The following is a 26094-nucleotide window of genomic DNA, read 5'->3' as shown; positions in this document are numbered from 1 at the left end:
GACCATGACGATCGACCTCGCCGAATGGCTCAACCTGGCGATCAGATGGCTGCATCTGACGGCGGGCATCGCCTGGATCGGGTCGTCCTTCTATTTCGTCTGGCTCGACAATCACCTGACGCCGCCCGCGCAAGGCGAGGCCTCGGGCGAACTCTGGTCGGTCCATGGCGGCGGTTTCTACCACAACCAGAAATACCAGGTCGCGCCGAGCCAGATGCCGGATCGCCTGCACTGGTTCAAATGGGAGGCCTATTTCACCTGGATCAGCGGCTTCTCGCTGCTGGTGCTGGTCTATTATGTCGGCGCGCAGAGTTATCTGATCGATCCGGCCAAGGCAGCGCTCAGCCCCGCCGAGGCGATTGCCATCGGCCTGGCCGCGCTGGCGGTCGGCTGGCTGTTCTACGATCTGCTGTGCCGCTCGCCACTGGGCAGGAACAACCGGCTGCTCGGAATCGTCTGGTTCGCCTTCCTGCTCGTCGCGGCGATATTGCTCGACCGCGTGTTCAATGCGCGTGCGACGTATATGCATATCGGGGCGATGATGGGCACGGCGATGGTCGCCAATGTGTTCTTCGTCATCATCCCCAACCAGCGCAAGGTCGTCGCCGATCTGGTCGCCGGGCGCACGCCCGATCCCGCGCTGGGCAAGGCGGCCAAGCAACGCTCGCTGCACAATAACTACATGACCCTGCCGGTGCTGTTCATCATGATCAGCCATCACTATCCGATGACCTATGGCGCGCAGCGGCCCTGGCTGGTGCTGGCGCTGCTCGGCCTGACCGGCGTCGCGGTTCGCCATGTCTTCAACCTGCGCCACCGCGCGCAGCCGACCGGGGCGGCGATGGTCGTGGCGGCGGTGCTTGCTTTTGCAAGCGTGACCTATGTTTCGATGGAGAAGAGCGCCGCGGTGTCGAGTACACCCGATGCGGGGGCACAGCCGGCAGCGGCCGCGACTGTCGTGTTCGCCGATATCGAGCCGATCCTGACGAAGCACTGCGTGGGCTGCCACAGCGCGCACCCGACCAATCCCGCCTTCACCGCACCGCCGCTCGGCGTGGTGATGGACAGCTACGGCCACGTCCGCGCGCTGTCGGCGCGCATCCGGAAGGTCGCGGTCGATTCCGACGTCATGCCGCTCGGCAACGCCACGGGCATGACGACAGCCGAACGCCAGAAGCTGGGCGCCTGGATCGCGGCCGGGGGGCCACGATGAACAGGATTCGCGCAGAGGCGCAGAGGCGCGGAGATGTTGAAAAGCGGTCGGACAAAACGCGCATCGTGCAGGCGATATCGACCTCTCTGCGTCTCTGCGCCTCTGCGCGAATCCTCTCTCCTCACCAGATCCGGAACAAGTGTGGCGTGCGATGACTAGCACCGTCCGTTTCGTCCTCGACGGCGCGGTGATGGAGGTCAAGGCGACCGCCACCGACAGCGTGCTCGACCTGCTCCGCTACAAGCTCCGCCGCACCGGCACCAAGGAAGGCTGCGCCGAGGGCGATTGCGGCGCCTGCACCGTGCTGCTCGGCGAGCTGGACGATGACGTCGTGGCATGGCGCGCGGTCAACGCCTGTATCCTGTTCGTGCCGATGCTCGACGGCAAGGCGCTCCGCACGGTCGAGAGCCTGTCGCCGGACGGCGAACTCCACCCGGTTCAGCGCGAGATGGTGGAGCGGCACGGCTCGCAATGCGGCTTCTGCACACCCGGTTTCGTGATGTCGCTCTATGGCCGCAGCATCGGCGCGGCGGGTACAAAGGGTGAGCCGGTGGCGGACGTCATCGCCGGCAATCTCTGCCGCTGCACCGGCTACGGCCCGATCCTCGACGCCGGCGAGGCAGTGCCGCCGGGCGAGTCCGACGACGCCGATATCGCAGCGCTGCTGCGCGGGATCGCCCGCCAGGACTCGGGCACTGGCTGGTTCGCCCCGCAGACTGCCGACGAACTCGCCGCCCTGCTGGTCGCGCACCCCGGCGCGCGGATCGTCGCCGGCGCGACCGATGTCGGGCTCTGGGTGACCAAGCAATATCGCGATCTCGGCACCGCGATCTTCATCGGCGATGTCGCCGATCTGCGCACCATTGCCGAGGACGCGGACGGCCTCACCCTCGGCGCGGGCGTCCGCTATACCGAGGCGAAGGCAGCGCTGGCGCGGCTTCACCCCGATCTGGGCGAGCTGGCGCGGCGGATCGGCGGGCTACAGGTGCGCAATTCGGGCACGATCGGCGGCAATATCGCCAATGGCTCGCCGATCGGCGACATGCCGCCCGCGCTGATCGCGCTCGGCGCGACCCTGACGCTCCGGCGCGGCGATGCGCGGCGGACGATCCCGCTGGAAAGCTTCTTCCTCCGTTACGGCGTGCAGGACCGTGCGCCCGACGAGTTCGTCGAAAGCGTCCATGTACCGCACCCGTCGGCCGGGACGATTGTCCGCATCGTCAAGCTGTCGAAGCGCTTCGACAGCGACATTTCCGCAGTGTGCGGCGCCTTCGCCATCACCGTCGAGCAGGGCCGGGTGACGGCGGCGCGCATCGCCTTTGGTGGCATGGCCGGCACGCCCGCACGGGCGCTCGCCTGCGAAGCGGCACTGACCGGCCAGCCCTGGTCCGAGGAAACGATCGAAGCTGCCGCCCAGGCGCTCGCCCGCGACTATACCCCGCTCACCGATGCGCGCGGTTCCAGCGCCTATCGCCTGACCGTCGCCGCGAACCTGCTGCGCCGCCTCTGGGCCGAGCAGTCGGGCGACGTCACCAGCGTGCTGGCCGATGGCTGATACCGAGCTTCCTCCCGGCGCGGTCCATCGGCCGCTGCGTCACGACAGCGCCGAGGCGCATGTCGCCGGCCGCGCGCTCTATGTCGACGATGTCGCGGAAGCGCCCGGCACCTTGCACCTCGCCTTCGGGCTGGCAGTCGAGGGGCATGGCCGGCTCGCCGCGCTGGATCTCGACGCCGTCCGCGCAGCCCCTGGCGTGGTCGCGGTGCTCACCGCGGCGGATATTCCCGGCAAGAACGATGTCAGCCCGGTCGCGGGCGACGACAAGCTCTTCGCCGAGGATGAAATCCTCTATCCCGGCCAGCCTTTGTTCGTCGTCGCCGCGACGAGCGCCGCCGCCGCCCGCCGCGCCGCGCGCTTGGGTAACGCCATCGTCGAACCACTCCCCGCGCTCGTCACCATCGCCCAGGCGCTGGCCGAAGGATCGCTGATCGAGCCCAGCCAGCGCATGGCCCGCGGCGACGCCGATGCCGCGCTCGCCGCAGCGCCGCACCGCCTGTCGGGCCGGCTGGAGATGGGCGGGCAGGAGCATTTCTACCTCGAAGGCCAGGCTGCGCTCGCCACGCCGGGCGAGGGGGGGCACGTCCATGTGCTGTCCTCCACCCAGCATCCAAGCGAAGTGCAGCACCTCATCGCCAAGGTGCTGGCGCGCAGCCATGCCGATGTCACGGTCGAGGTCCGGCGCATGGGCGGCGCGTTCGGCGGCAAGGAAACACAAGCCGCCGCCTATGCCGCTGCCTGCGGGCTGGTCGCGGCGAAGACCGGCCGCCCGGCCAAGATCCGTGCCGACCGCGACGACGACATGGTGATGACCGGCAAGCGCCATGAATTCGAGATCGGCTATGACGTCGGCTTCGATGACGAAGGTCGGATCCAGGGCATCCGCCTCGAGCTTGCCTCGCGCTGCGGCGCCACCGCCGATCTGTCGCCCGCGATCAACGACCGCGCGATGTTCCACGCCGATAATTGCTACTGGCTGCCCGCGGTCGAGATCGTCAGCCACCGCCTGAAGACGCACACCGTCTCCAACACCGCCTTTCGCGGGTTCGGCGGGCCGCAGGGCATGATGGCGATCGAGCGGGTGATGGACGCCATCGCCGCCGCCCGCGGGCTCGATCCGCTCGCCGTGCGCCGGATCAATCTCTACGCGCCGGGCCGCGATGTCACGCCCTATCACATGAAGGTCGAGGACAATGTCGCGCCCGAACTGATCGCCGAGCTGGCAGCGCGCACCGGTTATGACGCGCGCCGCGCCGCGGTCGAGGCGTTCAACGCCAGCCACAAGGTGCTGAAAAAGGGCCTCGCGCTGACCCCGGTGAAGTTCGGCATCAGCTTTACCACCACGCATCTCAACCAGGCCGGCGCGCTCGTGCATGTCTATGCCGACGGTTCGATCCATCTGAACCATGGCGGCACCGAGATGGGGCAGGGGCTGATGGTCAAGGTGGCGCAAATCGTCGCCGACGTCTTCGCCGTCCCGGTCGACCGCGTGCGCATCTCCGCGACCCGGACGGACAAGGTGCCCAACACCTCCGCGACCGCTGCCTCGTCGGGCGCCGACCTCAACGGCATGGCGGCATTCAATGCAGCGGAGACTATCCGCGCGCGCCTCGCCGAGTTCGCGGCGGGCAGGTTCGGCGGCTCGGCCGAGGCCGTGCGTTTTACCCGCGACGGCGTCGTCGCGGGCGGCGAGACCGTGCCGTTCGATACGCTCTGCCGGCTGGCCCATCTCGGCCGCATCTCGCTGTCCTCGACCGGCTTCTACGCCACGCCCAGCATCCAATACGACCGCGCCACGCACCGCGGCCGGCCCTTCCTCTATTTCGCTTATGGTGCTGCCCTGTCCGAGGTGGTGATCGACACGCTCACCGGCGAGCACAAGGTGCTGGCGGTCGATATCCTCCACGATGTCGGCCGCTCGCTCAATCCGGCGATCGATCTCGGCCAGGTCGAGGGCGGCTTCGTCCAGGGCATGGGCTGGCTGACCACCGAGGAGCTGGTCTATGACGATCGCGGGCGGCTGCTGACTCATGCGCCGTCGACCTACAAGATCCCGACCGCCAGCGACCGCCCGCGCCGCATGGACATCCGGCTCTGGGAACGCGGCCGCAATGCCGAGCCGACCATCCACCGCTCCAAGGCCGTCGGCGAACCGCCCTTCATGCTGGCGATCTCGGTCTTCTCCGCGCTGACTCAGGCCATCGCGGCGGCGGTCCCGGGCAAGGGCCTGCCCGATCTCGACGCGCCCGCGACACCCGAACGAATCCTCGCCGCGATCGATCGCCTGCGGGGCCGTCATGGCTGAATGGACCGGAGCGGCGCTCGCGGCGCTCGCGCAGGGCCCGACCGCCCTGGTGACGATCCTCGCGACCGAAGGCTCCGCCCCGCGCGGGCCCGGCGCGCGCATGGTGGTGACGGCGGATGCGCTCCACGGCACGATCGGCGGCGGTGCGCTGGAATGGCGGGTGACCGAACAGGCCCGCGCGATCCTGGCGCTGCCGCCGGGGAGCTGGCGGGTGCAGGATTATCCGCTCGGGCCGTTGCTCGGGCAATGCTGTGGCGGGCGGGTAAGGGTGCTGGTGGAACGGTTGGACCCTGATGCGAGTGGATGGATCGACGCGTTCGAGAAGGGTGAGATCGTAGCGAGGCTCGAAACAGCGGCGATTCAAAGATCCACCTTCCCCGGCGCAGGCCGGGGCCCAGTTACGACCGGCCCGATACTGGACCCCGGCCTGCGCCGGGGAAGCATTGTGGCGAGGGGTGCGCTCCCTGATTGCGGAACCGAATTCCTCGAACCCGTCGAAACCCACGGCACCCCCCTCATCCTCTTCGGCGCCGGCCATGTCGGCCGCGCCATCGCCGATCGTTCGCCCGGGCTGCCCCTCCACCTCGCCTGGTTCGACAGCCGCGAGGACGCCGCCGACTATCCCGGCGTCATGCAGGTCGACGAAGAGGCCATGGTCGACTGCGCCCGTACCGCTCCCGCCGATGCCGCGATCCTGATCGTCACCCACGATCACGCCCTCGACTACCGCCTCACCGCCGCGGCGCTCGCCGGAACCGCAGCCTATGTCGGCCTGATCGGCTCGGCCACCAAGCGCGCGCGCTTCCTCTCCCGGCTCTCGAACGAGGGAATCGATGCGTCGCGCCTCACCTGCCCGATCGGCCTGCCCGGCGTGACCGGCAAGGAACCGGCGGTGATCGCCATCGCGGCGCTCGCCCAGATCCTCTCGCTCGCCCGGCACGCGGCATGACCGCCCAGGGCTTCCGCGCCGAGCTGCTGAGCGTTCCGGAAGATCCCGCGCAAGGCGGCACGATCCGCCACCATGAAGACGGGCTGCTCGTCATCGAGGGCGGCTTGGTCGTGGCGTTCGGCGACTACGCCGATCTCGCCCCGCGCTTCCCCGGCATGCCCGTCGAACGCCTGTCGGGACTGCTCGTCCCCGGCTTCGTCGACACGCATATCCATTATCCGCAGACCGACAGCATCGCCGCTTATGGCGGCCAGCTGCTCGAATGGCTCGAACGCCATATTTTTCCGGCCGAGGCCGCCTTTGCCGATCGCGCTCACGCCGATGCGGTCGCGGCCTTCTTCCTCGACGAACTGCTGCGCAACGGCACCACCAGCGCTTTGGTTTTCGCGACGGTCCATGCCCACTCCGTCGACGCCCTGTTCGAGGCGGCGCTCGCGCGGAACATGCGGATCGTCTCGGGCAAGGTGCTGATGGATCTCGGGCCGGAGACCTTGCGCGATTCGGTCGAGGCCGGCCGGGCCGACAGCGAGGCGTTGATCGCGCGGTGGCACGGGTGCGGGCGGCTGGGTTACGCGGTGACGCCGCGTTTCGCGCTCACCTCGTCGGATGCGCAGCTTGCCGGCGCGGGCGATCTGGTCGCCGCGCACCCCGAGGTACTGATGCACACCCATCTCGCGGAGAATACCGGAGAGATCGCCGCGGTCGCCGGTCGCTTCCCGGCCGCGCTGGACTATCTCGACGTGTATGATCGCTTCGGCCTGGTCGGTCCGCGCTCGGTGTTCGCGCACTGTGTCCATATGGAAGATCGTGCCCTCGCGCGGATGAGTGATGCCGGGTCGAGCATCGCCTTCTGCCCGACCAGCAACCTGTTCCTCGGCTCCGGCCTGTTCGACCTCGCGGCTGCGAACCGCCACGGCGTGAAGATCGGGATCGGCACGGATGTCGGCGCGGGCACCAGCTTCTCGCTGCTCGCGACCCTGGGCGAGGCCTATAAGATCGGGCAGATGCGCGGCATGCCGCTCGACCCGTTCCGCGCACTCCATCTCGCTACGGCCGGTGGCGCCCGGGCGCTCGGTCTCGCCGACCGGATCGGGGGGCTTCAGCCCGGGCAGGAGGCCGATTTCGTGGTGCTCGATCCTGCGGCCACGCCGTTGCTCGCACGGCGCACCGCCGGGGCGAGCCTCGCGGACAAGCTGTTCGCGCTCCAGATATTGGGCGATGACCGCGCGATCGCCCGAACCTATGTCGCCGGCCGCTGCGCCTGGACGCGGCCGGCCTGACTATTTTCTTGGGTCGAGCAGCCCTTCGAACAGCCGGATGACCTTGCCGGTGCGGTTCTTCTCGAAATCGCGCGGATGCACGAACTGATCGGCGAACCAGGGATAGAGATCCGAGTCGAACGCCGTCTTCAGCCAGTCGATCGTCGCACGCACCGCCGGCGAATGCCGCGCTTCGGCATGGAAATAATACCAGAGGTCGAACCGCAGCGGCAACGGCACGTCGAGCGGGATCAGATGCTTCGACACTGCCCGGGCATAGGTCGGTAGCGCGGCGATGCCGGCGCCATTGACCACCGCCCAATAGACGGACAGCGCCGAGTTCGACCGGATCGGCATGAAGCTCGCCGGCCAGTCCGATCCGACCAGATATTTGATCAGTCCGGGGTTGAGGCCCGGCCCGCTCTGCTCGACGAACTGGTGTTCGCGGAACTGATCGAGCGACGTCATCGCGCCGTTGCGGCGGATATAGGCTTCGGACGCGAACAGCATGTAATGCACCGTTGCCAGCTTGGCCCGGACCAGATCGCGCCGGTGCGGCTCGCTGAACGCGACGCCGACATCGACGACGTCGCTGCGGTCGCGCGCGACGTCGTAATCGAGCTGCAGCGAAACGGTCAGGTTGGACAATGCGGGCGACAGGTCGTTCAGGCGCGGCGTCAGCCACAGGCTGCCCAGCCCTTCGGTACAACCGATGGTCAGTTCACCGGGATTGATCAGGACATTGGCCTCGCCATCACCCTCCGACTCGGCCGACAGGGCGGCGCCCGCCATCTCGCGCGCGGCGCGGGCCAGCATCAGGCCGATATCGGTCGGCACGACGCCGCTTCTCGACCGACCCAGCAATTTGGTGCCGATCCGGTCCTCCAGCCGCTCGATCCGGCGGCGCAAAGTATTGAGGGACAGCCTGGAACTGTCTGCCGCAGCACGAAAACTATGATGTTCGGTGACGAGCAGGAGCGCGCGAAGATCGTCCCAGTCCAGGTCCCGAACGAGCGTGCGAACGTGCGTGGCGTTCCACCTGGGAACACCATGGTCCGGATTTTGGATCGCGGCCGGTTGCTTGCTCGCCATTACACTCCTGTCCGAGGCTAACTTAACAGTGGGAGCGACAAAATGCGAGCAGAGCCGCACAAACGGAATTCCGACAGTTTCGGCAGGCTTCGCTTCTCCGAAAAGGTCGAGCGCACCCTGTCGCGGACCGAATCGCCGCCCGTATCGCGGCCTGCCAGCGACGCCGAGATCCAGGCCGTGCTCGACAAGGCCGGACGCCTTTTCCCGGTCGCGCCGTTCAGCGCGATCGACCGGATGCGCAAGCGCAATCCCGCCATCGTCCGCGTCATCGAGGGGCTGAGCGACGCGGACGACCCCACCATGATCGCCTATCTGCCGCTGTCCGCCGAGGGCGCGGAGCATCTGCTCGCCGGCACCCTCAACGGCCGCGAGCCGAAGCCGGAATGGATCGTCGCCGAGCATGAGATTCCGACCGCGGTCTATATCTGGATGACCTGGACGCCCGGTCGGCTGGCCCGCGCGCTTCCCGGCATGGCACGGATCTTTTCCGAGCTGGTGCCCGATGGCTGTCCGCTCTTCTCCCGCGCCGTGACCGATCATGCCGCGCGACTCAACGCCGCGATGGGCTTCGAGCAGGCCAATCGGGTCTATCCGGGCGCGCCCGACTGGTTGCTGGTCGTCCTGCCCCGGGCGGAGATGGCGCCGATCCCGACGCGGATGACGGCGCCGGCGCGCCAGGCCCCGAAGATCGAGGTGCGCCCGGTCCGCTCGTTCGAGGACATGGCGATGATCTTCGCCGTGCGCTCCTCGACCTACATCAGCGAGCAATTCTGCCTCTACTCCGAGGAATTCGACGGCAACGACTTCTGCGCGACTCACCTGATCGGCTTCATCGACGGCGATCCGGCGGGGTGCATCCGCATGCGCTATTTCGGCGATTTCGTGAAGGTCGAGCGGCTGGCGGTACGCCGCGAATATCGTCGCAGCCGGCTGGCGTTCAAGCTGGTGCGCGAGGCGCTGGCGCTGGCGCGGCACAAGGGTTTTCGCCGTTTCTACGGCCATGCCCGGCTCGATCTGGTGCCGTTCTGGGCGATGTTCGGCTTCCGCGAAATGGCGGAGCGCCCGTTGTTCAAATTCGCCGATGTCGACTATCGCGAGATGGAGTTGGATGGCGAGGCGGACGAGCATCCGATCGGCATCGGCGACGATCCGATGGTGACGATCCGTCCCGAAGGCGCCTGGGGCGTGCCCGGTCCGCTCGAACTGTCCAACCTCCGCCCGAGCCGCGCCGCCTTTTTCAGCGACATGAAGACGGTCGGCCGCGCCGCTCACTAGGCAAAGGACGCGACGCCTCCCGGCCGGCTTCTCATCCGGCCGGGCGCGGTGGTTCGCGTGCCGGATACGCGTCGAGGTTCGCGCCGATCCATTGGCGCAGATCCTCGGCGGGCGGCGCGGCGGCTGGGCCGCTGAGGTACTGCGCGAGCATCGTCTCCATGAGATAGAGATAGGCGCGCCGGGCCATGGGGTCGTCGGGTGCGTGCGGCTGCTTGCGCGCGACGATCACCTCGGCGTTTCGGCCGAGCTGCCTGAGGCGCGCGGCATAATCGATCACGCTGCGGATCGGCACGCGCTCGTCCCGGCCGGCGGCGATGATGAGCAGCGGCGTGCGCATCGCCGCCACGCGCGCATAGGGCGATTGCGCGGTCAGCCGCCGGGCGATCGCCGGGTCGCCCGCGTCGAGGCCAAGCAGGCGCAGGGTCGTCGCGAAGGCGATGCCGCCGCTCGAGCCGATAGTCCCCCGATCGACCACCTGGCGCGACACCCAACCGAAATCGGCCGGCGGTACGATCGCGACCCCGACGCGGAACAGGCCCGATCCGTTCGACAGTGCCTGCAAGGTGGAATAACCCCCGAACGAGGCGCCGGCGATGCCGACCCGTTTCGGATCGCCGATCCCGCGCGCCAGCAGCCAGCGCACGCCTTCCTCGATATCGCGCTGGACCCGGCCATCGCCGAAATCGCCGCGTGCGCTGAGCATATAGGCGCGCCCATAGCCGGTCGATCCGCGGAACTGCGGACGAAACACCGCATAGCCGCGATTGGCGAGAAGCTGGGTGGTCGTGCTGTAATCGGGCTCGTCGTGCGACCACGGGCCGCCATGCACGGCGGCGATCAGCGCCACGTGCCGCAGGTCGCGGCCCGCCGGGACGGTGAGCAGGCCATGGATCAGCATGCCGTCGGAAGCGGGAAAGCTGACCGGCACCGTTGCTGCGAGCGCCGCTTCCGGCACGCGCGGCCTTTTGCCCGAATCGTCGAGCATCGGGTCCAGCCGGCCGGTCCGCGGATCGAACAGGTACCAGCGCAGGCCCTGCAACCGCGACCCGCGCTCGCGCACCAGCCACTGTCCGGAGGTGGGGGACACGGTGATGTCGCCGGACAGGCGTTTCGCCAGCAGCGCCATGGCCTGCCGCGAATCGTCGGTCAGGCCGTGGCTTGCCGGAGTGCCGCCGCGATAACCGGCGATGAGCGGCACGCCCGATCGCGGATCGATCGCCAGTGAATCGAGATCGCGCTCGCCCGACGGATCGCGGTGCAGGATCGTGCGGCGCCCATTGGCGTCGATGCGCATCACCCCGCGCAGATCGCCGCCAAGATCGCTCGCGAGATACAGGCCGCGCCCATCGGCCGTGGTGCCGGCCAGATCGCAGCGCTCGAGCTGCACGCACAGCGCGAGGATTCGGTATCGCCCGTCGGCGCGGCGCGCCTGGATGACATGGTGATCGCCCTCGACCAGCTTGGCGAACGCGACGCGGCCGTCAGGAGCCATGGCAAAATCGACCGGATCGCGGCGGCCAAAGGCGATCAGCTGGCGTGTGCCGTCGCGCTCGACGCGCCATAGCCGATAGCCGACAGGGGCACGCTGCCCGTCGACCCGCAGTTCTTCCTTGAGGATCGCGGCGGCGGGACGCCAGGGATCGATCCCGGCAAAGCGCAGCCCGGTCGATCCGCCGATCTGCGCCACCAGCCCCGACCCGAGATCGCCTGCCACCGCGACCCGCCGCAGCGTGCGGTTCGACACGAGGTACAGCCAGCGCCCGTCATGCGACCAGAAGATGTCGTCCGCATCGGCACGGCGCAGCAGCGTGCGTGCCGCCCCGCCGCTTGGCTTCAGCCACAGACTCGTCTCCTCCCCGACCTTGCGCAGCCAGGCGACATGCCCGCCATCGGGCGCGATCGTGGCCGCACTGATCGTCGGTTCCACCAGGAATGCGTCGCGCGGGATCTGCGCCGGCACCGGCCGAGCCCGTTCGGCGGCGAGATTCGCTCTCAGAACAGATAACAGAGATCCACCCCCTCCGTTCGCCCTGAGCTTGTCGAAGGGCTGTACTTTTCTTCCGCAGAAGGAAGGGCAAGGCTTCGACAAGCTCAGCCCGAACGGTGAGAGACTAGTCAGCCCAGGAGAGCTTCGCATGGTGTTCGACGCGCCTACCGCCCCACTGAGGGCAAGCATCATCACCCCGGCCGCGACGAGGCGCAGCCGCCGATCATCAGTCATCGTCCGTCTCCAGAATTCAGCGTTGCGCCTTGGGCCGGATCAGCGCGAAGGCCACCAGCATCGGCACCCCCAGGATCAAGGTCGCGACGCCCCACACCGCCTGCGCCCGTGCAACCAGCCCCCGCCGTCGCGCCAGCAGCCAGGCGATCACCGCTGAGAGCAGATGCAGCACCGTCATCCCCACGATCACCGCGACCGGCAACACCACCGGCATGCGCACCTCAAGCGGCTCATGCTCGCCGAACAGCCCCTCGGCCGCATCGCGCACGACCTTCAATGGCAGCGACAACCAGTAAGGCGCATAGCGCGACACTGCCGGGAAATCCGGATTGAGCGTCCGCTCGGCAACCGCAGCCGCATGTCCCGCCCCGTCGACTCGCACGATCTGCTGCCACGCCCGGCCCGGCCCGTCGATCGCACCATGCCCATAGGTGAAGGAGATCAGATAACCGTCGAGCAACTCGATCGCATCGATCCGCGACATGCCGCCGATCGGCGCGGGCAGGGGGATCGTCGCCAGCGCCGGATGAAGCCGGTCGCCCTCGTCGAGCACCCGCGCATCGTAAATCCGCAGCGCCCGGTCGCTCACCAGCCCGATCGCATCGCCCATCTTCGTCGGTCCGTTCGCGATCGTCTCGGCCGCGGGCAGCGTGATGCGCGTATGGAGCCGCCCGTCATCCTCGTTGAACGCAGCGATCTGCGATGCCGCCATTAGCTGCCCGCCGGCGACCGGCAAAGGCGGCGTCCGGAACGCCGCGCCGCCATCGAGGCCGAGCACCCCGGCGCGCGCGAGCGTCGCCAGCCGCACCCCGTGGAAGCGCATGTCGTCATGGCTGAAAGTCCAGCGCACGCCCCTCCGCTCGTCGTCGAATTCGATCGGCACGACATTGGTCAGTGCGCCCCGCGCGGGCAGCCGCGCGGCCTGCGGCGGCAGATAGAAAACTTCGGAGAGCTTCACCTGCTCGCGCCACAGATCGGCCTCGCGGTCACGCCGGCCGGCCAGCCCCGCTTCGATCAAAGCTCCACCCTCGGCGCGCACGGCTTCGACCACACCGCCTTTGGGCGGCACGCTGTTCAGCGGATGCGTACCCGTGGCGATCCACAGGATCTGGAAGACGATGTCCCCCGCCACCACCGCGACGACATAGGCGCCCATCGCCACGCTCAGCGCGGTGCCGGCCAGCGCGCCACCGCGCGGTGTCTCCTCCAGGTCGGGCTTGAATACGCTCGCGACCAACGCCGCCAGCAGCGCCGCGACCATCGCCTGCACCGCGATCGCACCCCATCCCGAGGCAGCGCTCATCGTCGGCAGCAAGGCCGGCACCAGCGCCAGCCAGGCGTAGCGACGGGGCCCAAGCATCGCATAGATGCCGGCAAGATAGCCGATCAGCGCGATCAGCAACGCCGCGACCGGCAACAGCCAGTGCCGTGCATCGACGAAACGCGCGCCGATCGCGCCGTGGCTGGCCAGCAGCACCAGCACCGGCAATGCGGCGGCCACCGCCAGCATCGCCGCCCCGGCGCCCGCCACCGCGAGCAGGATCCGCCCCGGCGCCAGCGGCCGGTGCAGCAGCATGATCCACTGGTTGGTGCGCCGGTACGTGCCCGCCTGGTACAGGCCGAACAATATGCCGGCGACGGCGTAGATGCCCGCGACGAGCTGATAGACCATCAGCGGCTGCTGGATCGCGTCGACCACCCGGTCGAAGAACAGCAGCACCCCGGCATGCAGGCCGGCGGCACCAAGCGCCAGCCAGCGGAAGCGGCGGCACTCGGCCTTGAACAGTTCGACCATGAAAAACTCCTCAGCCCGTGGGGCCGGCGTGATGGCGAGTCAGGAAGGCGTCGACTGCGCGGTCGAGCGGCACTGCCTGGCTCTGGATGGTCTTCGCGCCGTGTCCGCGCAGGAAGTCGGCGAACGCATCTCCCTGGTCGATCACGGTATAATGATGCACCCCGTCGATCCGGCGATGCTGGAGCAGCCCCGGCACGCCCTCCGGCTCGGGTCCCTTGAACGGGATGTCGGTCACCCACAGCCGGATGCGCTCGCAGAAATCGTCGGGCGCCGAGACATTGCGCAGTCGCCCGCGCTCCAGCACGATCAGATTGTCGGCCAGCCGCTCGACCTCCTCGATCTGGTGCGAGCAATAGAGGATCGTCCGTCCCTCCGCCGCGACCCCGTCGATCAGCGCATCGAGCACGCGGCGCTTGGCCACCACGTCGAGTCCGAGCGTCGGTTCATCCAGGATCAGCAGCTCGGGATTCTGCCCCAGCGCCATGGCGAGGTTGAGCCCCGCCCGCTCGCCGCGCGACAGCTGCGATACGCGCTGCTGCGCCAGCAGGTCGAAACTGCCGATGACATTATGGAACGCCCGCTCGTCCCAGCGCGCGGCATGGTGGCGCCGCTGCATCTCCGCCACGGCGGATACCGTCATCCAGCCCGGCAGAATATGCTCTTCGTTGACGAAGCCGATCCGCCCGCGATCCTCCGGCGTCAGCGCGCGGCTGTCGCGGCCGAGGATGAACGCGTCGCCCGAATCCGCGGTGATGAAGCCGAGCAGCAGCCGGAACAAGGTCGACTTGCCCGCGCCATTGGCGCCGACCACCGCGTGGATGCCTCCGCGCGGCAGTGCGAGATCGAGCCGGTCGATCGCTACCTTCCTGCCATGCCGCCGCGTCAGCGCCCGCGTCTCGATCGCGAGATCGCTCACGCGATCTTCCTCGGCGCGACCTGATCGAGTGCATCCCCGACTCGCGCGATCGCAACGTCATGCGGATACTGGATCGCCACCACTTCATTGACGAACCGCCCGAGCGCATCGTCGAACCGCCGCTCGCGCTCCTCCGCGCTGAACTGCTGCCGCCGCACCGCGACGAACAACCCCAGCCCCTGGCGCGATTCGAGCCAGCCCTCGGAGGTCAGGATCGTATAGGCCTTGGCCACGGTATTGGGGTTGATGCCGAGCTGTTGCGCCAGCCCCCGAACGCTCGGCACCTGCGCGCCCTGCGCCAGATCGCCCGTGGTGATCTGCATGCGGATGGCGTCGACGATCTGGCGGCTGATCGATCGGCTGTCGCCAGTGACGATCGCAATGGCGATGGGGGTGGTTCGGGCCAAAGGGGGTGACTCGCTGTCTGTGTGTACTATGTGACTTAGTACAGTGAGATGAAGCGCCGGTCAAGCAGGAGGCGCGATCGTGCCACCCTTACCGCCAAACTGCCGTTTTCCGTCGGTTCACCGGACCGGAGGCACGGCCGATCCGAAAGGATGGAACCCGATTGATTGGCTGCTGTTCGCGCAGTTCGCTGATCATTTGGGAGTATGCGATGTTGCCGTCCGTGACGAAATTGGCCCCCGCGGCCCTGGTTCTTGTGGGTGCGATGGGTCTGGGTGGCTGCGCCACCAAGGGATATGTGCGGGATCAGATCGCTCCCGTCAGCCAGCGCGTCGACGCGCTCGAGTCGAGACTGCAGGAAACCGACAGCACCGCCAAGTCGGCGCTGGCGCAGGCCCAGGCCGCATCCGGCCAGGCCCAGAATAACGGTCAGCGCATCGATCAGCTCAATGCCCGTGTGGACGGCATCGAGCAGAGGCTGCAGGAAGCGCAGCGCAAGCGGCCGCGTAACTGACGCCGCAAGACAGCATATGCTGACCACGTCGTGACGGCCCGCGTCCGCCGCTCCCGCGGAGCGGCGACCGGTCCTGTTCGAGCGATTCACCTCCTGGCGCTGGCCGGGCTTGCCCTGACCGTTTCCGTACCCTCGCGGGCGGAACAGGCGGCCAAGTCCGCCACGCCCGAATCGTCGCGGCCGGAACGTCCGGCAGCGGAAGAGCCGATCCAGTCGGCCGCCGCGAAGCGCGTCGCCGACTGGATCGTGGCATCCGGCGATAACGGGTCCTTGCCGTACATCGTCATCGACAAGCAGCAGGCGTCGCTGTTCCTGTTCGGTGCGGATGGGACACCGCTCGGCAAGGGGCCGGTCCTGATCGGGGTCGCTGTCGGCGACGATGCCACCCCCGGCATCGGCAGCAAGAATCTCGCCGAGATCGGCCCGGCCGAGAAGACCACGCCCGCCGGGCGCTTTCTCGCCAAATTCGGCCTCGCCGCCGGGCGGCAGAAAGTGCTGTGGGTCGATTACGCGACCTCGGTGGCGCTCCACCCGATCCCGCCCGGCGCCAGCCGGAAGGAACGCCGCCGCGAGCGCATGCTGTCGCCGACGTCCGACGACAACCGCATCACCTTCGGCTGCATCAACGTGCCGCTCGCCCTTTACGGCAAGACCATAGCGCCGCTGTTCCGGAAAAAGGGTGGTTATGTCTATGTCCTGCCCGACACCAGGCCGCTGGAGGCCGTCTTTCCCCTTCTCTACGCGCAGGGGGCGCCCCTGCCCGGCACCACCCCCGTCGCGGAAAAGGGGTCAGAGTGATTTTTGGTCCTGGGCGGCTCGGCCCCCGGGGCGCACTCTTCGCGACGCTTGAGGCGCACCCCGAAAGCAGACATGCTCGCAACCGGATCTCGGTGAGGAAACGCCATGCGAAGCACCTTCGTTCGTCTGGCCCTGCTGGCCGCTCTGGCATGGTCTTCGCCCGCATGGAGCCAGGCGACCACGCGTCAATGTGGCGCGGCCGAGGAACCGGGGCAGGCCTGCCTGCTCGCCCGCAAGGAACTCCCCGCTCTTCCGGCCGGACAGACCTTCTGGCTACTCGACCGGTTTCCCTCGAAACAGGCCGCCGAAAAGGCCGCCATCGCAACGAGCGTCGTCGCCGAGGCGTTCGGATCGACCTGGCTCTTCACCCTTGAGCATGCCGGGTGGCGGCCCAGGGGAGGCAGGCATGTTGCCGAAATCGGCCCGCTCGCGGTGGAGCCGGCCTCGACCTATGCGGCCGAATATCTCCGCTCGATCTTCGTTCCCGGCGCGACCGCCCCCCTCCACACGCATTCCGGTCCGGAGGCCTTTTACGCGGTCAGCGGCGATACCTGCCTCGAGACGCCGGACGGTCTTCGGATCGGTCGCGGTCCCGGCAACAGCCTGACGATCAGGGCGGGGCCGCCGATGCTGCTGATGGCCATCGGAACCGCGCCACGCCAGGGCTTCGCGCTGATCCTCCACGATGCCGGCCAGCCGCCCACCACCCTGACTCACGACTGGCACCCTCAGGGGTTGTGCGCCCGGCAGCTTGCGACGGACCAGGCCCGGTAAAGGGCTGGCCGATCCCTGCCCAGGCGGGTCAATCGGGGACGACGAGACGCTTCGATTCAAGCTGGGAGGATCATCCCCTACCCTTTGCGATCGGTCCGCCGGGTGGCGGGCTGCGGGGGATGACGATGATTCAGGCGAACCGGGTCGGGCAAGTAAAGGTCAGGCTATATCCGACCAATTCTCATAATTCGTCAAGTAAAAGGCCACGCGATTCAGGCTATATTTCGCGCGTCATGAGCTATTGTCGTTGGAGATGTCCAACTGCCGGAATGATCGCGTCCAACACGAGACATCGAACCGAGAAAAGGCTTCGGAATTTTCGGGTCGACGTTGGCTGGCAAAAATGCCCGAATAGTTGCGCGGAGTGCGGGGGCGACCCCGGTGATGACTGTTTCGCCCAAGCGCCGCTCGCTTCAATACGCTTCATTGTACCCAGAATAGTGGCATATTACTTCCGGGGCGCCTTTGACCTAGAGGAAGAACGTCCCCTCGATCACCGTCATGCAGGTCCCGCCCAGGATCACCCGGTCGCCATCGAGCCGGCAGGCCAGCCGGCCGCCGCGCGCGCTCGCCTGGAAGGCGGTGAAGCTGTCGCGGCCCAGTCGCTTCGCCCAATAGGGCACCGACACGGCATGGGCGGAGCCCGTCACCGGGTCCTCGTCGATGCCCGCGCCGGGCGCGAACACGCGGCTGACCACATCGGTCTCGTCGCCCGGCGCGGTCACGATGGTGAGCACATCGCCCTCGGCCGCGAGCTTGCGGAAATCGGGTTTCAGCGCGCGTATCTGCGCCTCGTTCTCCAGTACGATCAGGGCATATCCCCCGGTCCGCCACAAGGTCTCGACGGTGCCGTCCAGCCCCAGCGCCGCGACGATCTCCGGCAGCGGCCGGGTCTCGGGCGCCCAGGCCGGCAGCGCCAGCTCATATCCGTCGCCGGCGCGCGCGACCTCGAGCACGCCCGATGTGCGCGTGCGGAACGTCACCCTGTCGATCGTCGAATCGCTCGACAGCACGAAATGCCCGCTCGCCAGCGTCGCATGGCCGCACAGGGCGACCTCGACCGTCGGCGTGAACCAGCGCAGCTCGAAATCCGCCGCTCCGCTCGTGTCGGGCAGGATGAAGGCGGTCTCGGCCAGGTTGTTCTCCGCCGCGATCGCCTGCAGCGTCGCATCGTCCAGCCAGCTGCTCAGCGGCATCACCGCCGCGGGATTGCCCTCGAACGGATTGGCGGCGAACGCGTCGATCTGGACGAACGGAATCCTCATATGCGCTTCCCGAACCAATGGGGGGTGACGTCCGCCTCGATCAGCGGATTGTCGGTGTCGACATGCCCGTCGGGATCGAGATGGATCAGCACCTCGACCTTGGGGAATTGCTTGCGGATCTTCGCCTCGACCGCATCCATCACGACATGCGCGTCGGCCACCGTCATCTCCGCCGCGACATACATGTGGAACTGCGCGAAATCATGGCTGCCCGACCGGCGCGTGCGGAAATCATGGATGCCGCGCAGCTCGGGATGCTGCGCCGCCGCCTCGATGAAGCGCTTGCGTTCCTCCTCGGGCCATTCCTTGTCCATCAGCTGGTCGATCGCGTTGCTCGACGCGCGAAACGCGCCGAACGCCAGCCAGGCGGCGATGACGATGCCGAACAGCGGATCCGCACCGCTCCAGCCGAGATACTGGTCGAGCACCAGGGCGACGATCACGGAGCCGTTGAGCAGGACGTCGGACTGGTAATGCATATTGTCGGCCATGATCGCGACCGATCCGGTGCGCCGGATGATGCTGCGCTGATAGACCAGCAGCATCATGGTCGCGAGGATCGCGATGATCGACACGCCGATACCGAACTCGGCGTCATGCGTCGGATCGCTCTCGCTGAACGCCATGATCGCACGCCAGGCGATGCCCGCCGCCGACGCCGTGATCAGCATGACCTGGAACAGCGCGGCCAGCGCCTCCGCCTTGCCATGGCCGAAACGATGGTCGTGATCGGCCGGCGTCGCGGCGAGCCGGACGCCGTAGAGCGTGACGAGCGAGGCGAGCAGATCGAGCGCGGTATCGGCCAGCGACCCGAGCATCGCGACCGATCCGGTATGCCAGGCCGCAAAGCCCTTCAGCCCGAGCAGGAACAATGCCATCGCCACGCTGGCAAGGGCGGCGCGCACGACATAGGGAATGGCGCGGCGCTGGTCCTCGGTCATGGGAACAGCAGCCCTTCGCTCCAGCCATCTCCGTCACGCACGAACAGGCGGCGCTCGTGAAGCCGGTGCGCGCGGTCCTGCCAGAATTCGATCCGGTCCGGGCTCAGCCGGTACCCGCCCCAATGCGGCGGCCGCGGCACCGGGCCGCCCTCGAAGCGCGCCTGCACCTCGGCGAACCGCGCCTCGAAGGTCGCGCGGGAATCGAGCGCGCGCGACTGGTCGGACGCCCAGGCGCCGAGCTGCGAATCGCGGTGCCGGCTGGCGAAATAGGCGTCGGATTCGGCGTCGGTCACCCGGCTCAGCGGCCCCTCGATGCGGATCTGCCGGCGCCGCGACTTCCAGTGGAACAGCAGGGCGGCCTGCGGATTGGCGGCGATGTCCGCTGCCTTGCGGCTCTCGCGGTTGGTGTAGAAGACGAAGCCGTCGGGTCCATGGCCCTTGAGCAGCACCATGCGCACGGAAGGGCGACCCTCCGCGTCTGCGGTGGCCAGCGCCATCGCGTTCGAATCGTTCGGCTCGGTTTCGCGTGCCTCGGCATACCAGAGGTCGAACAGTTGGAAGGGATCCTGTACCATGGTCGCGCTTTACGGCCGCCATGGACGGGTGTCGAGGAACGGAACCGTCGCTTATCGATTGAATCGGCCCCAAGGCAATCGGGGCAACGAAGGAACCGGAAAATGGCCGCACGCGCCTATTGGCAGGGACAGATCAGGCTCGCGCTCGTCTCGATTCCGGTCGAGATCTACACCGCGACCAAATCCGGCGCGCAGGTCAGCTTCAAGCAGATCCATGAACCGACCGGCAAGCCGATCCACTATGAGAAGGTCGTGACGGGCATCGGCCCGGTCGACACTGACGAGATCATGAAGGGCTTCGAATATGAGAAGGGCGAGTTCGTCCTGCTGGAGCAGGACGAGATCGATGCGGTGAAGCTCGAATCGAAGAAGACGCTGGAACTCACCCAGTTCGTCGATGCGAGCGAGATCGACGTGCTCTATTACGAAAAGCCCTATTTCGTGGTGCCGGCCGACGACCTTGCCGAGGAAGCGTTCATCGTGCTGCGTGAGGCGCTCCGACGGACGAAGAAGGTCGGGCTCGGCCAGCTCGCCATGCGCGGCCGCGAATATGTCGTCAGCCTCAAACCCTGCGGGCGCGGCATGGTGCTGGAGACGCTGCGCTATGCGGACGAGGTCAACAAGGCGCAGGGATATTTCCGCGACATTCCCGATTCGAAGCCTGACGAGGATCTGCTCGAACTGGCCGAGGCGCTGATCGAAAAGAAGACCGGCGCGTTCGATCCGAAGGATTTCCACGATCATTATGTCGAGGCGCTGAAAGGCCTGATCGAGCGCAAGCGCAAGGCCAAGGGCCGCAAGATCCTGGAAGACACCAGCGACGACCCGACCGGCCGCTCGGGCTCGAATGTGGTCGACCTGATGGCCGCGCTGAAGAAGTCGATGGAACGGCCGGGTGCGTCGCCTTCGTCGAAGCCGGCCGCAGCCAGCAAGAAGCCCGCAGTGAAGAAAGCAACTGCAGCGCCCGCAAAGAAACCGGCGGCGAAGAAACGTGCATAGCGCCGACCTTTGTACCCCCGCGAAGGCGGGGGTCCAGACTGGGCTCCCGCCTTCGCGGGAGCACAATTGATGGTACGCGCGACCGACCCGCTGGCGCTCTACAACGCCAAGCGCGATTTCGCTCAGACCGCGGAACCGGCGGGCACGCTCGCACCCGGCAACGGCAACAGCTTCATGGTGCAGAAGCACGACGCGAGCCGGCTGCACTGGGATTTCCGGCTGGAGATCGACGGCGTCCTGAAGAGCTGGGCCGTCACCCGCGGCCCCAGCCTCGACCCGAACGAGAAACGCCTCGCCGTCCGTACCGAGGATCATCCGTTGTCCTACGCCACCTTCGAGGGCACCATCCCAAAAGGGCAATATGGCGGCGGTACGGTGATGCTGTGGGATCGCGGCACCTGGTCCCCGATCAAGGGCAAGAGCGCCAAGGACTTGGAGAAAGGCCACCTGCATTTCGTGCTCGATGGCGAGCGCATGAAAGGCGAATGGCTGCTGATCCGCCTGAAGCCGCGCGGCAAGGAAAAGAGCGAGAACTGGCTGCTGCGCAAGATCGACGATGCGGAGGCCGGCGGCACCGACACGCTCGTGGAAACCGCCCTTACCAGCGTCGCGACCGGCCGAACCATGGTCGAGATAGCCGAAGGCGCCAAACCCAAATCCTCCCCCGCGAAGCGGGGGAGGGGGACCAGCGAAGCTGGTGGAGGGGGCCGTCCCAAACGCGCCGCCGGTGGCAAGCCGGCTTCCGGCACCTTGCCAGCCTTCCGCGATTTCCAGCTCGCCACTTTGGTCGACAGCGTCCCCACCGGCAGTCGCTGGCTGCACGAGGTGAAGTACGACGGCTACCGCGTGCTGCTCGCGATCGCCGGCACGAAGGTGAAGATCTACAGCCGCTCCGGCCTCGACTGGACCGAGAAATTCCCCGGCATCGCCGAAGCCGCGGCGACCCTGAACCTCGGCAACGCGCTGATCGACGGGGAAGTGGTCGCCTTCAAGGACGGCAAGCCGAACTTCTCCACCCTGCAGGACGCGATCGCCAAGGGCGGTGACATGACCCTGTTCGCCTTCGACCTGCTCGAATTGGACGGCGAGGATATCGCCGCCCTGCCCAACATCCAGCGCAAGGAACGCCTGCGCCCCCTGATCCAGGGCACCGACGCTCGCCTGCAATTCGCCGAGCACATCCTCGGCTCGGGCGAGCAATTGTTCGAGACGATGTGCCGCGAAGGCTATGAAGGCATCATCTCGAAGCTGGCCGATGCGCCCTATCGCGGCCAGCGCAGCAAGAACTGGCTCAAGGTGAAGTGCATCAGGCGCCAGGAATTCGTGATCGTCGGCTGGACGCCGTCCGACAAGTCGCGCGGCTTCCGCGCGCTGCTGCTCGGCCTCAACGGACCTGACGGATTCACCTATGCCGGCAAGGTCGGCACCGGGTTCGACACCGACACGATGCTGGACCTGAGCGCGAAGCTCGCCAAGCTCGAACGCAAGGAGCCGACCGTGCAGGCGCCCCGTGCTGCCGTGCGCGGCGCGCATTGGGTCGAACCGAAGCTGGTCGCCGAGATCGCCTTTGCCGAGACCACGCCCGATGGCGTGCTGCGCCACTCCAGCTTCCTCGGCCTGCGTGAGGACAAGGCGGCCAAGGATGTCGTCGCGGAGAAGCCGATCCCCGTCGATGCCACGCCGGTCCCGGAGGTGCATGTGAAGGTCAGCAGCCGTGACCGGCTGATCTTCCCCGATTCGGACGTCACCAAGGGCGATCTCGCCGATTATTACGCGCGCCTTGCGCCCGCCGTGCTCCCTTGGGCGGCCAATCGGCCGATCAGCCTGGTGCGCTGTCCCCAGGGTCGCGCCAAGCGCTGCTTCTTCCAGAAGCACGATGCCGGCACCTTTGGCGAGCATGTCCATCAAGTGCCGATCCGCGAGAAGGACGGGTCGGTCGAGGACTATCTCTATATCGACGACGTCGATGGCCTGGTGATGTGCGTGCAGATGGGCACGATCGAGTTCCATGGCTGGGGATCGTCGGTCGCAACGCTCGAACAGCCCGACCGCATGGTGTTCGATCTCGATCCCGACGAGGAACTCGGCTTCGATGTGGTCAAGAAGGCCGCGGAGGACATCAAGAACCAGCTCGCCGAAATCGGGCTGGTCAGCTTCGCGATGCTGTCGGGCGGCAAGGGCGTGCATGTCGTGGTGCCGTTGAAGCCCCAGGCCGAATGGCCGGCGGTGAAGGACTTCGCCGAACGCTTCTGCCGCGCGCTCGCCGAGGCCGAGCCGGAACGCTATGTCGCCAACATGGCGAAGGCCAAGCGCAAGGGCCGCATCTTCCTCGACTATCTGCGCAACCAGCGCGGCTCGACCGCGGTCCTGCCTTATGTTGCAAGGGCGCGGTCCGGCGCGCCGGTCGCCGCGCCCGTCACCTGGACCGAGCTGCGCGACATCGAGAATGCCCATCGCTGGGGCGTGCGCGATGGCGCCGAGTTGCTCGAACGCGCCAATTCGCGCGAACTCGCGGGTTGGGGATTTGCCGATCAGGTGCTGCCCGATCTCTGATCCTTGTTGCACGCGCGAAGGGATTGTGGTCGAGTCGTCGGGTTCTAGGGGAACGCCTCAAATCGCCATGGCCACGCTCGCAGCGCCCTCTCTGCTCGATCCATCGATCCACGCATTGCGCTGGGTCGCTGATTATTGCGCCCGGGAGAAGGCGGGCGATGTGCTCTGCGCGGGCCAGGGCGACCCGGCCTGGACCGCGATGTTCGAGGAACTGGCCGCCGTCGCCGGCGACGACCTCGCCCAGGCGCGGGACCGGGTGCAGCGCCACGCCGCCGATATCGGCACCGGCTTTCGCATCATCGGCGAGAGCGAGGAGCGCGCCTGGCCGCTGTCCCCCGTCCCGCTGCTGATCGAGGCCGATGAATGGGCCGGGATTGAGGCCGGTGTCGCCCAGCGCGCCGAACTGCTCGAGACGATCCTCGCCGATCTCTATGGCGACGCGAAGCTGGTCGAGCGCGGGCTGATCCCCGCCGCGCTGGTCGCGGGCAGCCCCTTCTTCCTGCGGCCGATGGTGGGGCTGGTGCCGCCGGGCGGGCATCACCTCCATTTCATCGCGATCGATCTCGGCCGCGGGCCGACCGGCGAATGGCGCGTGCTGGCCGATCATCTGCGCGCGCCCGCCGGCGCCGGCTATGCGCTGGAAAACCGGCTGGCGATCTCGCGCACCCTGGGCGGGTTGCAGGGCCGGCTGAACGTCAAGCGCCACGCGCCCTTCTTCGCTGCCTATCGCGATGGCCTCGCCGCTGCCTGTCGCCGCTCGGACCCGCGCATCGGCCTGCTGACCCCCGGCCGCTACAATCCGAGCTATGCCGAACAGGCGCATCTCGCCCGCTATCTCGGGCTGTTGCTGGTCGAGGGTGCCGATCTCGCCGCGCTCGAGGACAAGCTCTATGTCCGCACCATCGGCGGGTTGAAGCGAGTCGATGCGATCTGGAACCGGCTCGATCCGCGGCTGCTCGATCCGCTCGCCTTCGATTCGCATTCGAGCATCGGCGTGCCCGGGCTGATCGACGCGATGGCGGCGGGCAATGTCGTCATCTCGAACGTACCCGGCGCGGGCGTGCTCGAATCCGCGGCCTTTGCCGCCTTCCTGCCGATGCTCGCGACCCGGCTTACTGGCCGGGATCTGCTCCTTCCCAATATCGCCACCTGGTGGTGCGGACAGGACAAGGAGCGCGCGCGCGTGATCGAGGATCTCGATCAGCTGCTGGTCGGTCCGGCGTTCGGCGTCCAGCCGCTCGGCCTCGATGGCGTCATGCCGCGTCCTGGGGCGGAGATCATTGGCGCGGCGCGCGCGGCATTGCTCGACGACATGACCAGCCGGCCCCAGGATTATGTCGGGCAGGAGATCATCCGGCTGTCGACCATGCCGGTCGTCACCGACACGGGGCTCGCGGCACGGCCCTTCACCCTGCGCGTCTTCGCGGCGCGCGGCGCGGACGGCAGCTGGGCGATCATGCCTGGCGGCTTCGCCCGCATTGGCGAGCACAAGGATCCGCGCGCCGTCGTGATGGGCGAGGGCAACTGGTCGGCCGATGTCGCGGTGCACGGGCCGGAACCGGTCGCCCCGGTCTCGCTGCTGCCGCCGAGCGATTCGATTCATGTCCGCCGCAACCCCGGCACCCTGCCGAGCCGCGTCGCCGACAATTTCTTCTGGCTCGGCCGCTATCTCGAACGCGGCGAGGCGCTGCTCGGCGTGATTCGCGTCATGCTGGGCAATTCGATCGATGCCGATGCCGGCGCCGCGCTGGGGCCGGATACGGTCGGTCGGCTGGTCGGCATGGCGGTCAACATCGGTGCCGCACCGCACCCGGCGAGCCTGCGCCGCGCCGACCTGACCTTGTTTGCCCGTACCGCGATGGAATCGGGCGAAGGCGCCTGGCACAGCGTGCGCGCCATCAACCGGCTCGCCCGCGGCATCGGGCGCGGCTCGCGCGACCGGCTGGCCGCGGACATGGTGAAACTGCTCGACGCGCCCTTCCCGACCAAGGGAGGCATGCTCGACAAGGCAGGAACGCTCCAGCGCCGCTATGCCGCACTGTCCGGCCTGTCGGCCGAGCATATGGGGCGGACCGCGGCGTGGCGCTTCCACGACCTCGGGCGCCGGCTCGAACGCGCGCTGACCGTGACGCGCGCGGTGCGCATGTTCGGCATGGCCAATGGGACGGTCGACGATCTGTCGACTCTGCTCGATCTCGCCGACAGCCAGATCAGCTATCGCCAGCGCTATCTGACCGGCATCGCCCGGGTGCCGGTGGTCGATCTGGTGGCGCTCGACCCAGGCAATCCGCGCTCGCTCGCGTTCCAGGTCGATCGCATCTGCGAGCATATGCGCGCGTTGCCGGTGCTTGGCGACGACGGCATGGACGAGCCGCAACAGGCGGTCGCGACGGTGCTGGTCTCGATCGTCTCCACGGCGACCGCGGCGACCCTGGACGAGACCATATTGGGTGATCTCGAACGGCGCCTGTTCGCGCTGTCGGACGCGGTCGCGCGGCGCTACTTCCTGCAGGGCGCGGAGCCGCTCAGGGCCGGCGGGCTGACGCTGGCGTGATGCGAGCTCTCGCTTTTTTTTCTACCCCTCCCCTTCAGGGGAGGGGCAAGGGGTGGGGCAGCGAAGCGGCGGGCTCGATGCCCGTCGCGGCGCTTCGGACCTTGGGGCAACGAGTTTTTTTGAGCGTGCAGACGCA

At 67.7% G+C, this 26094-nt stretch carries 20 protein-coding genes; 12 read left to right on the top strand and 8 right to left on the bottom strand.

Annotated features, from left to right (window positions below; translation table 11 throughout):
• Positions 1-4 precede the first annotated feature (4 nt).
• The 5 genes from ACZ1I2_RS00150 (at position 5) to guaD (ending at position 7302) form a co-directional block, all read left to right on the top strand.
• Positions 5-1213: a urate hydroxylase PuuD gene (locus tag ACZ1I2_RS00150; protein ID WP_465175514.1), complete on the top strand. Its 1209-nt coding sequence runs from the start codon at positions 5-7 to the stop codon at positions 1211-1213.
• 151 nt (positions 1214-1364) lie between these two features.
• Complete coding sequence (gene xdhA / locus ACZ1I2_RS00145) at positions 1365-2768, top strand: xanthine dehydrogenase small subunit (protein ID WP_465175515.1); 1404 nt, start codon at positions 1365-1367, stop codon at positions 2766-2768.
• A complete protein-coding gene (xdhB, locus tag ACZ1I2_RS00140) occupies positions 2761-5073 on the top strand; it encodes a xanthine dehydrogenase molybdopterin binding subunit (RefSeq protein WP_465175516.1) in 2313 nt (770 codons plus the stop codon). Before xdhA ends, xdhB begins: the two co-directional genes overlap by 8 nt.
• Entirely contained in the window at positions 5066-6022 is a 957-nt protein-coding gene (gene xdhC, locus ACZ1I2_RS00135) for a xanthine dehydrogenase accessory protein XdhC (RefSeq protein ID WP_465175517.1), read from the top strand. Before xdhB ends, xdhC begins: the two co-directional genes overlap by 8 nt.
• Positions 6019-7302 carry a guanine deaminase gene (guaD, locus tag ACZ1I2_RS00130; protein WP_465175518.1) on the top strand — a complete coding sequence of 428 codons (1284 nt, stop codon included), beginning with the start codon at positions 6019-6021 and terminating at the stop codon, positions 7300-7302. The genes xdhC and guaD overlap by 4 nt, the downstream gene beginning before the upstream one ends.
• Here guaD and ACZ1I2_RS00125 read toward each other — a convergent pair whose 3' ends face one another.
• Complete coding sequence (locus ACZ1I2_RS00125; RefSeq protein ID WP_465171608.1) at positions 7303-8373, bottom strand: LysR family transcriptional regulator; 1071 nt, start codon at positions 8371-8373, stop codon at positions 7303-7305. It abuts the gene before it with no gap.
• Positions 8374-8415: 42 nt separating this feature from the next.
• On the opposite strand from ACZ1I2_RS00125, the gene ACZ1I2_RS00120 reads away from it, so the two are divergent.
• A complete protein-coding gene (locus ACZ1I2_RS00120) occupies positions 8416-9648 on the top strand; it encodes a GNAT family N-acetyltransferase (RefSeq protein ID WP_465171609.1) in 1233 nt (410 codons plus the stop codon).
• Positions 9649-9679: 31 nt separating this feature from the next.
• Here ACZ1I2_RS00120 and ACZ1I2_RS00115 read toward each other — a convergent pair whose 3' ends face one another.
• The 4 genes from ACZ1I2_RS00115 to ACZ1I2_RS00100 form a co-directional block, all read right to left on the bottom strand.
• On the bottom strand, positions 9680-11608 hold the full coding sequence (locus tag ACZ1I2_RS00115; RefSeq protein ID WP_465175519.1) for a S9 family peptidase: 1929 nt from the start codon (positions 11606-11608) through the stop codon (positions 9680-9682).
• Positions 11609-11885: 277 nt separating this feature from the next.
• Positions 11886-13664 carry a TMEM254 family protein gene (locus tag ACZ1I2_RS00110; protein WP_465175520.1) on the bottom strand — a complete coding sequence of 593 codons (1779 nt, stop codon included), beginning with the start codon at positions 13662-13664 and terminating at the stop codon, positions 11886-11888.
• Positions 13665-13674: 10 nt separating this feature from the next.
• The gene (locus ACZ1I2_RS00105; protein WP_465175521.1) at positions 13675-14580 is read right to left on the bottom strand and encodes an ABC transporter ATP-binding protein; all 906 of its coding nucleotides are present in this window, start codon (positions 14578-14580) and stop codon (positions 13675-13677) included.
• Positions 14577-14987: a GntR family transcriptional regulator gene (locus ACZ1I2_RS00100; RefSeq protein ID WP_465175522.1), complete on the bottom strand. Its 411-nt coding sequence runs from the start codon at positions 14985-14987 to the stop codon at positions 14577-14579. Before ACZ1I2_RS00100 ends, ACZ1I2_RS00105 begins: the two co-directional genes overlap by 4 nt.
• 209 nt (positions 14988-15196) lie before the next feature.
• On the opposite strand from ACZ1I2_RS00100, the gene ACZ1I2_RS00095 reads away from it, so the two are divergent.
• The 3 genes from ACZ1I2_RS00095 (at position 15197) to ACZ1I2_RS00085 (ending at position 17071) form a co-directional block, all read left to right on the top strand.
• On the top strand, positions 15197-15499 hold the full coding sequence (locus tag ACZ1I2_RS00095) for a hypothetical protein (RefSeq protein WP_465175523.1): 303 nt from the start codon (positions 15197-15199) through the stop codon (positions 15497-15499).
• 93 nt (positions 15500-15592) lie between these two features.
• A complete protein-coding gene (locus tag ACZ1I2_RS00090; RefSeq protein WP_465177207.1) occupies positions 15593-16297 on the top strand; it encodes a hypothetical protein in 705 nt (234 codons plus the stop codon).
• A gap of 105 nt (positions 16298-16402) precedes the next feature.
• The gene (locus ACZ1I2_RS00085; protein WP_465175524.1) at positions 16403-17071 is read left to right on the top strand and encodes a hypothetical protein; all 669 of its coding nucleotides are present in this window, start codon (positions 16403-16405) and stop codon (positions 17069-17071) included.
• Between the two features lie 470 nt (positions 17072-17541).
• Here the strand turns inward: ACZ1I2_RS00085 and ACZ1I2_RS00080 are convergent, their stop codons facing one another.
• Genes ACZ1I2_RS00080 through pdxH form a run of 3 tightly spaced genes read right to left on the bottom strand, consistent with a single transcriptional unit; the run spans position 17542 to position 19852 of the window.
• A complete protein-coding gene (locus ACZ1I2_RS00080; RefSeq protein ID WP_465175525.1) occupies positions 17542-18336 on the bottom strand; it encodes a PhzF family phenazine biosynthesis protein in 795 nt (264 codons plus the stop codon).
• Positions 18333-19277, bottom strand: a complete 945-nt coding sequence (locus ACZ1I2_RS00075; RefSeq protein ID WP_465175526.1) for a cation diffusion facilitator family transporter — start codon at positions 19275-19277, stop codon at positions 18333-18335. The genes ACZ1I2_RS00080 and ACZ1I2_RS00075 overlap by 4 nt, the downstream gene beginning before the upstream one ends.
• A complete protein-coding gene (gene pdxH, locus ACZ1I2_RS00070) occupies positions 19274-19852 on the bottom strand; it encodes a pyridoxamine 5'-phosphate oxidase (RefSeq protein ID WP_465175527.1) in 579 nt (192 codons plus the stop codon). Before pdxH ends, ACZ1I2_RS00075 begins: the two co-directional genes overlap by 4 nt.
• A 102-nt stretch (positions 19853-19954) precedes the next feature.
• Here pdxH and ku point away from each other — a divergent pair, with 102 nt between their 5' ends.
• The 3 genes from ku (at position 19955) to ACZ1I2_RS00055 (ending at position 25958) form a co-directional block, all read left to right on the top strand.
• Positions 19955-20851 carry a non-homologous end joining protein Ku gene (gene ku / locus ACZ1I2_RS00065; RefSeq protein WP_465175528.1) on the top strand — a complete coding sequence of 299 codons (897 nt, stop codon included), beginning with the start codon at positions 19955-19957 and terminating at the stop codon, positions 20849-20851.
• 69 nt (positions 20852-20920) lie between these two features.
• Positions 20921-23404: a DNA ligase D gene (ligD, locus tag ACZ1I2_RS00060; protein WP_465175529.1), complete on the top strand. Its 2484-nt coding sequence runs from the start codon at positions 20921-20923 to the stop codon at positions 23402-23404.
• A 67-nt stretch (positions 23405-23471) separates the two neighbouring features.
• Positions 23472-25958: a circularly permuted type 2 ATP-grasp protein gene (locus ACZ1I2_RS00055; RefSeq protein WP_465175530.1), complete on the top strand. Its 2487-nt coding sequence runs from the start codon at positions 23472-23474 to the stop codon at positions 25956-25958.
• Positions 25959-26094 lie beyond the last annotated feature (136 nt).

This window comes from Sphingomonas sp. BL-S-29, assembly GCF_055521495.1.
The sequence above is the reverse complement of the archived record's forward strand: the minus strand, read 5'-3'. Positions and strand labels throughout refer to the sequence as shown.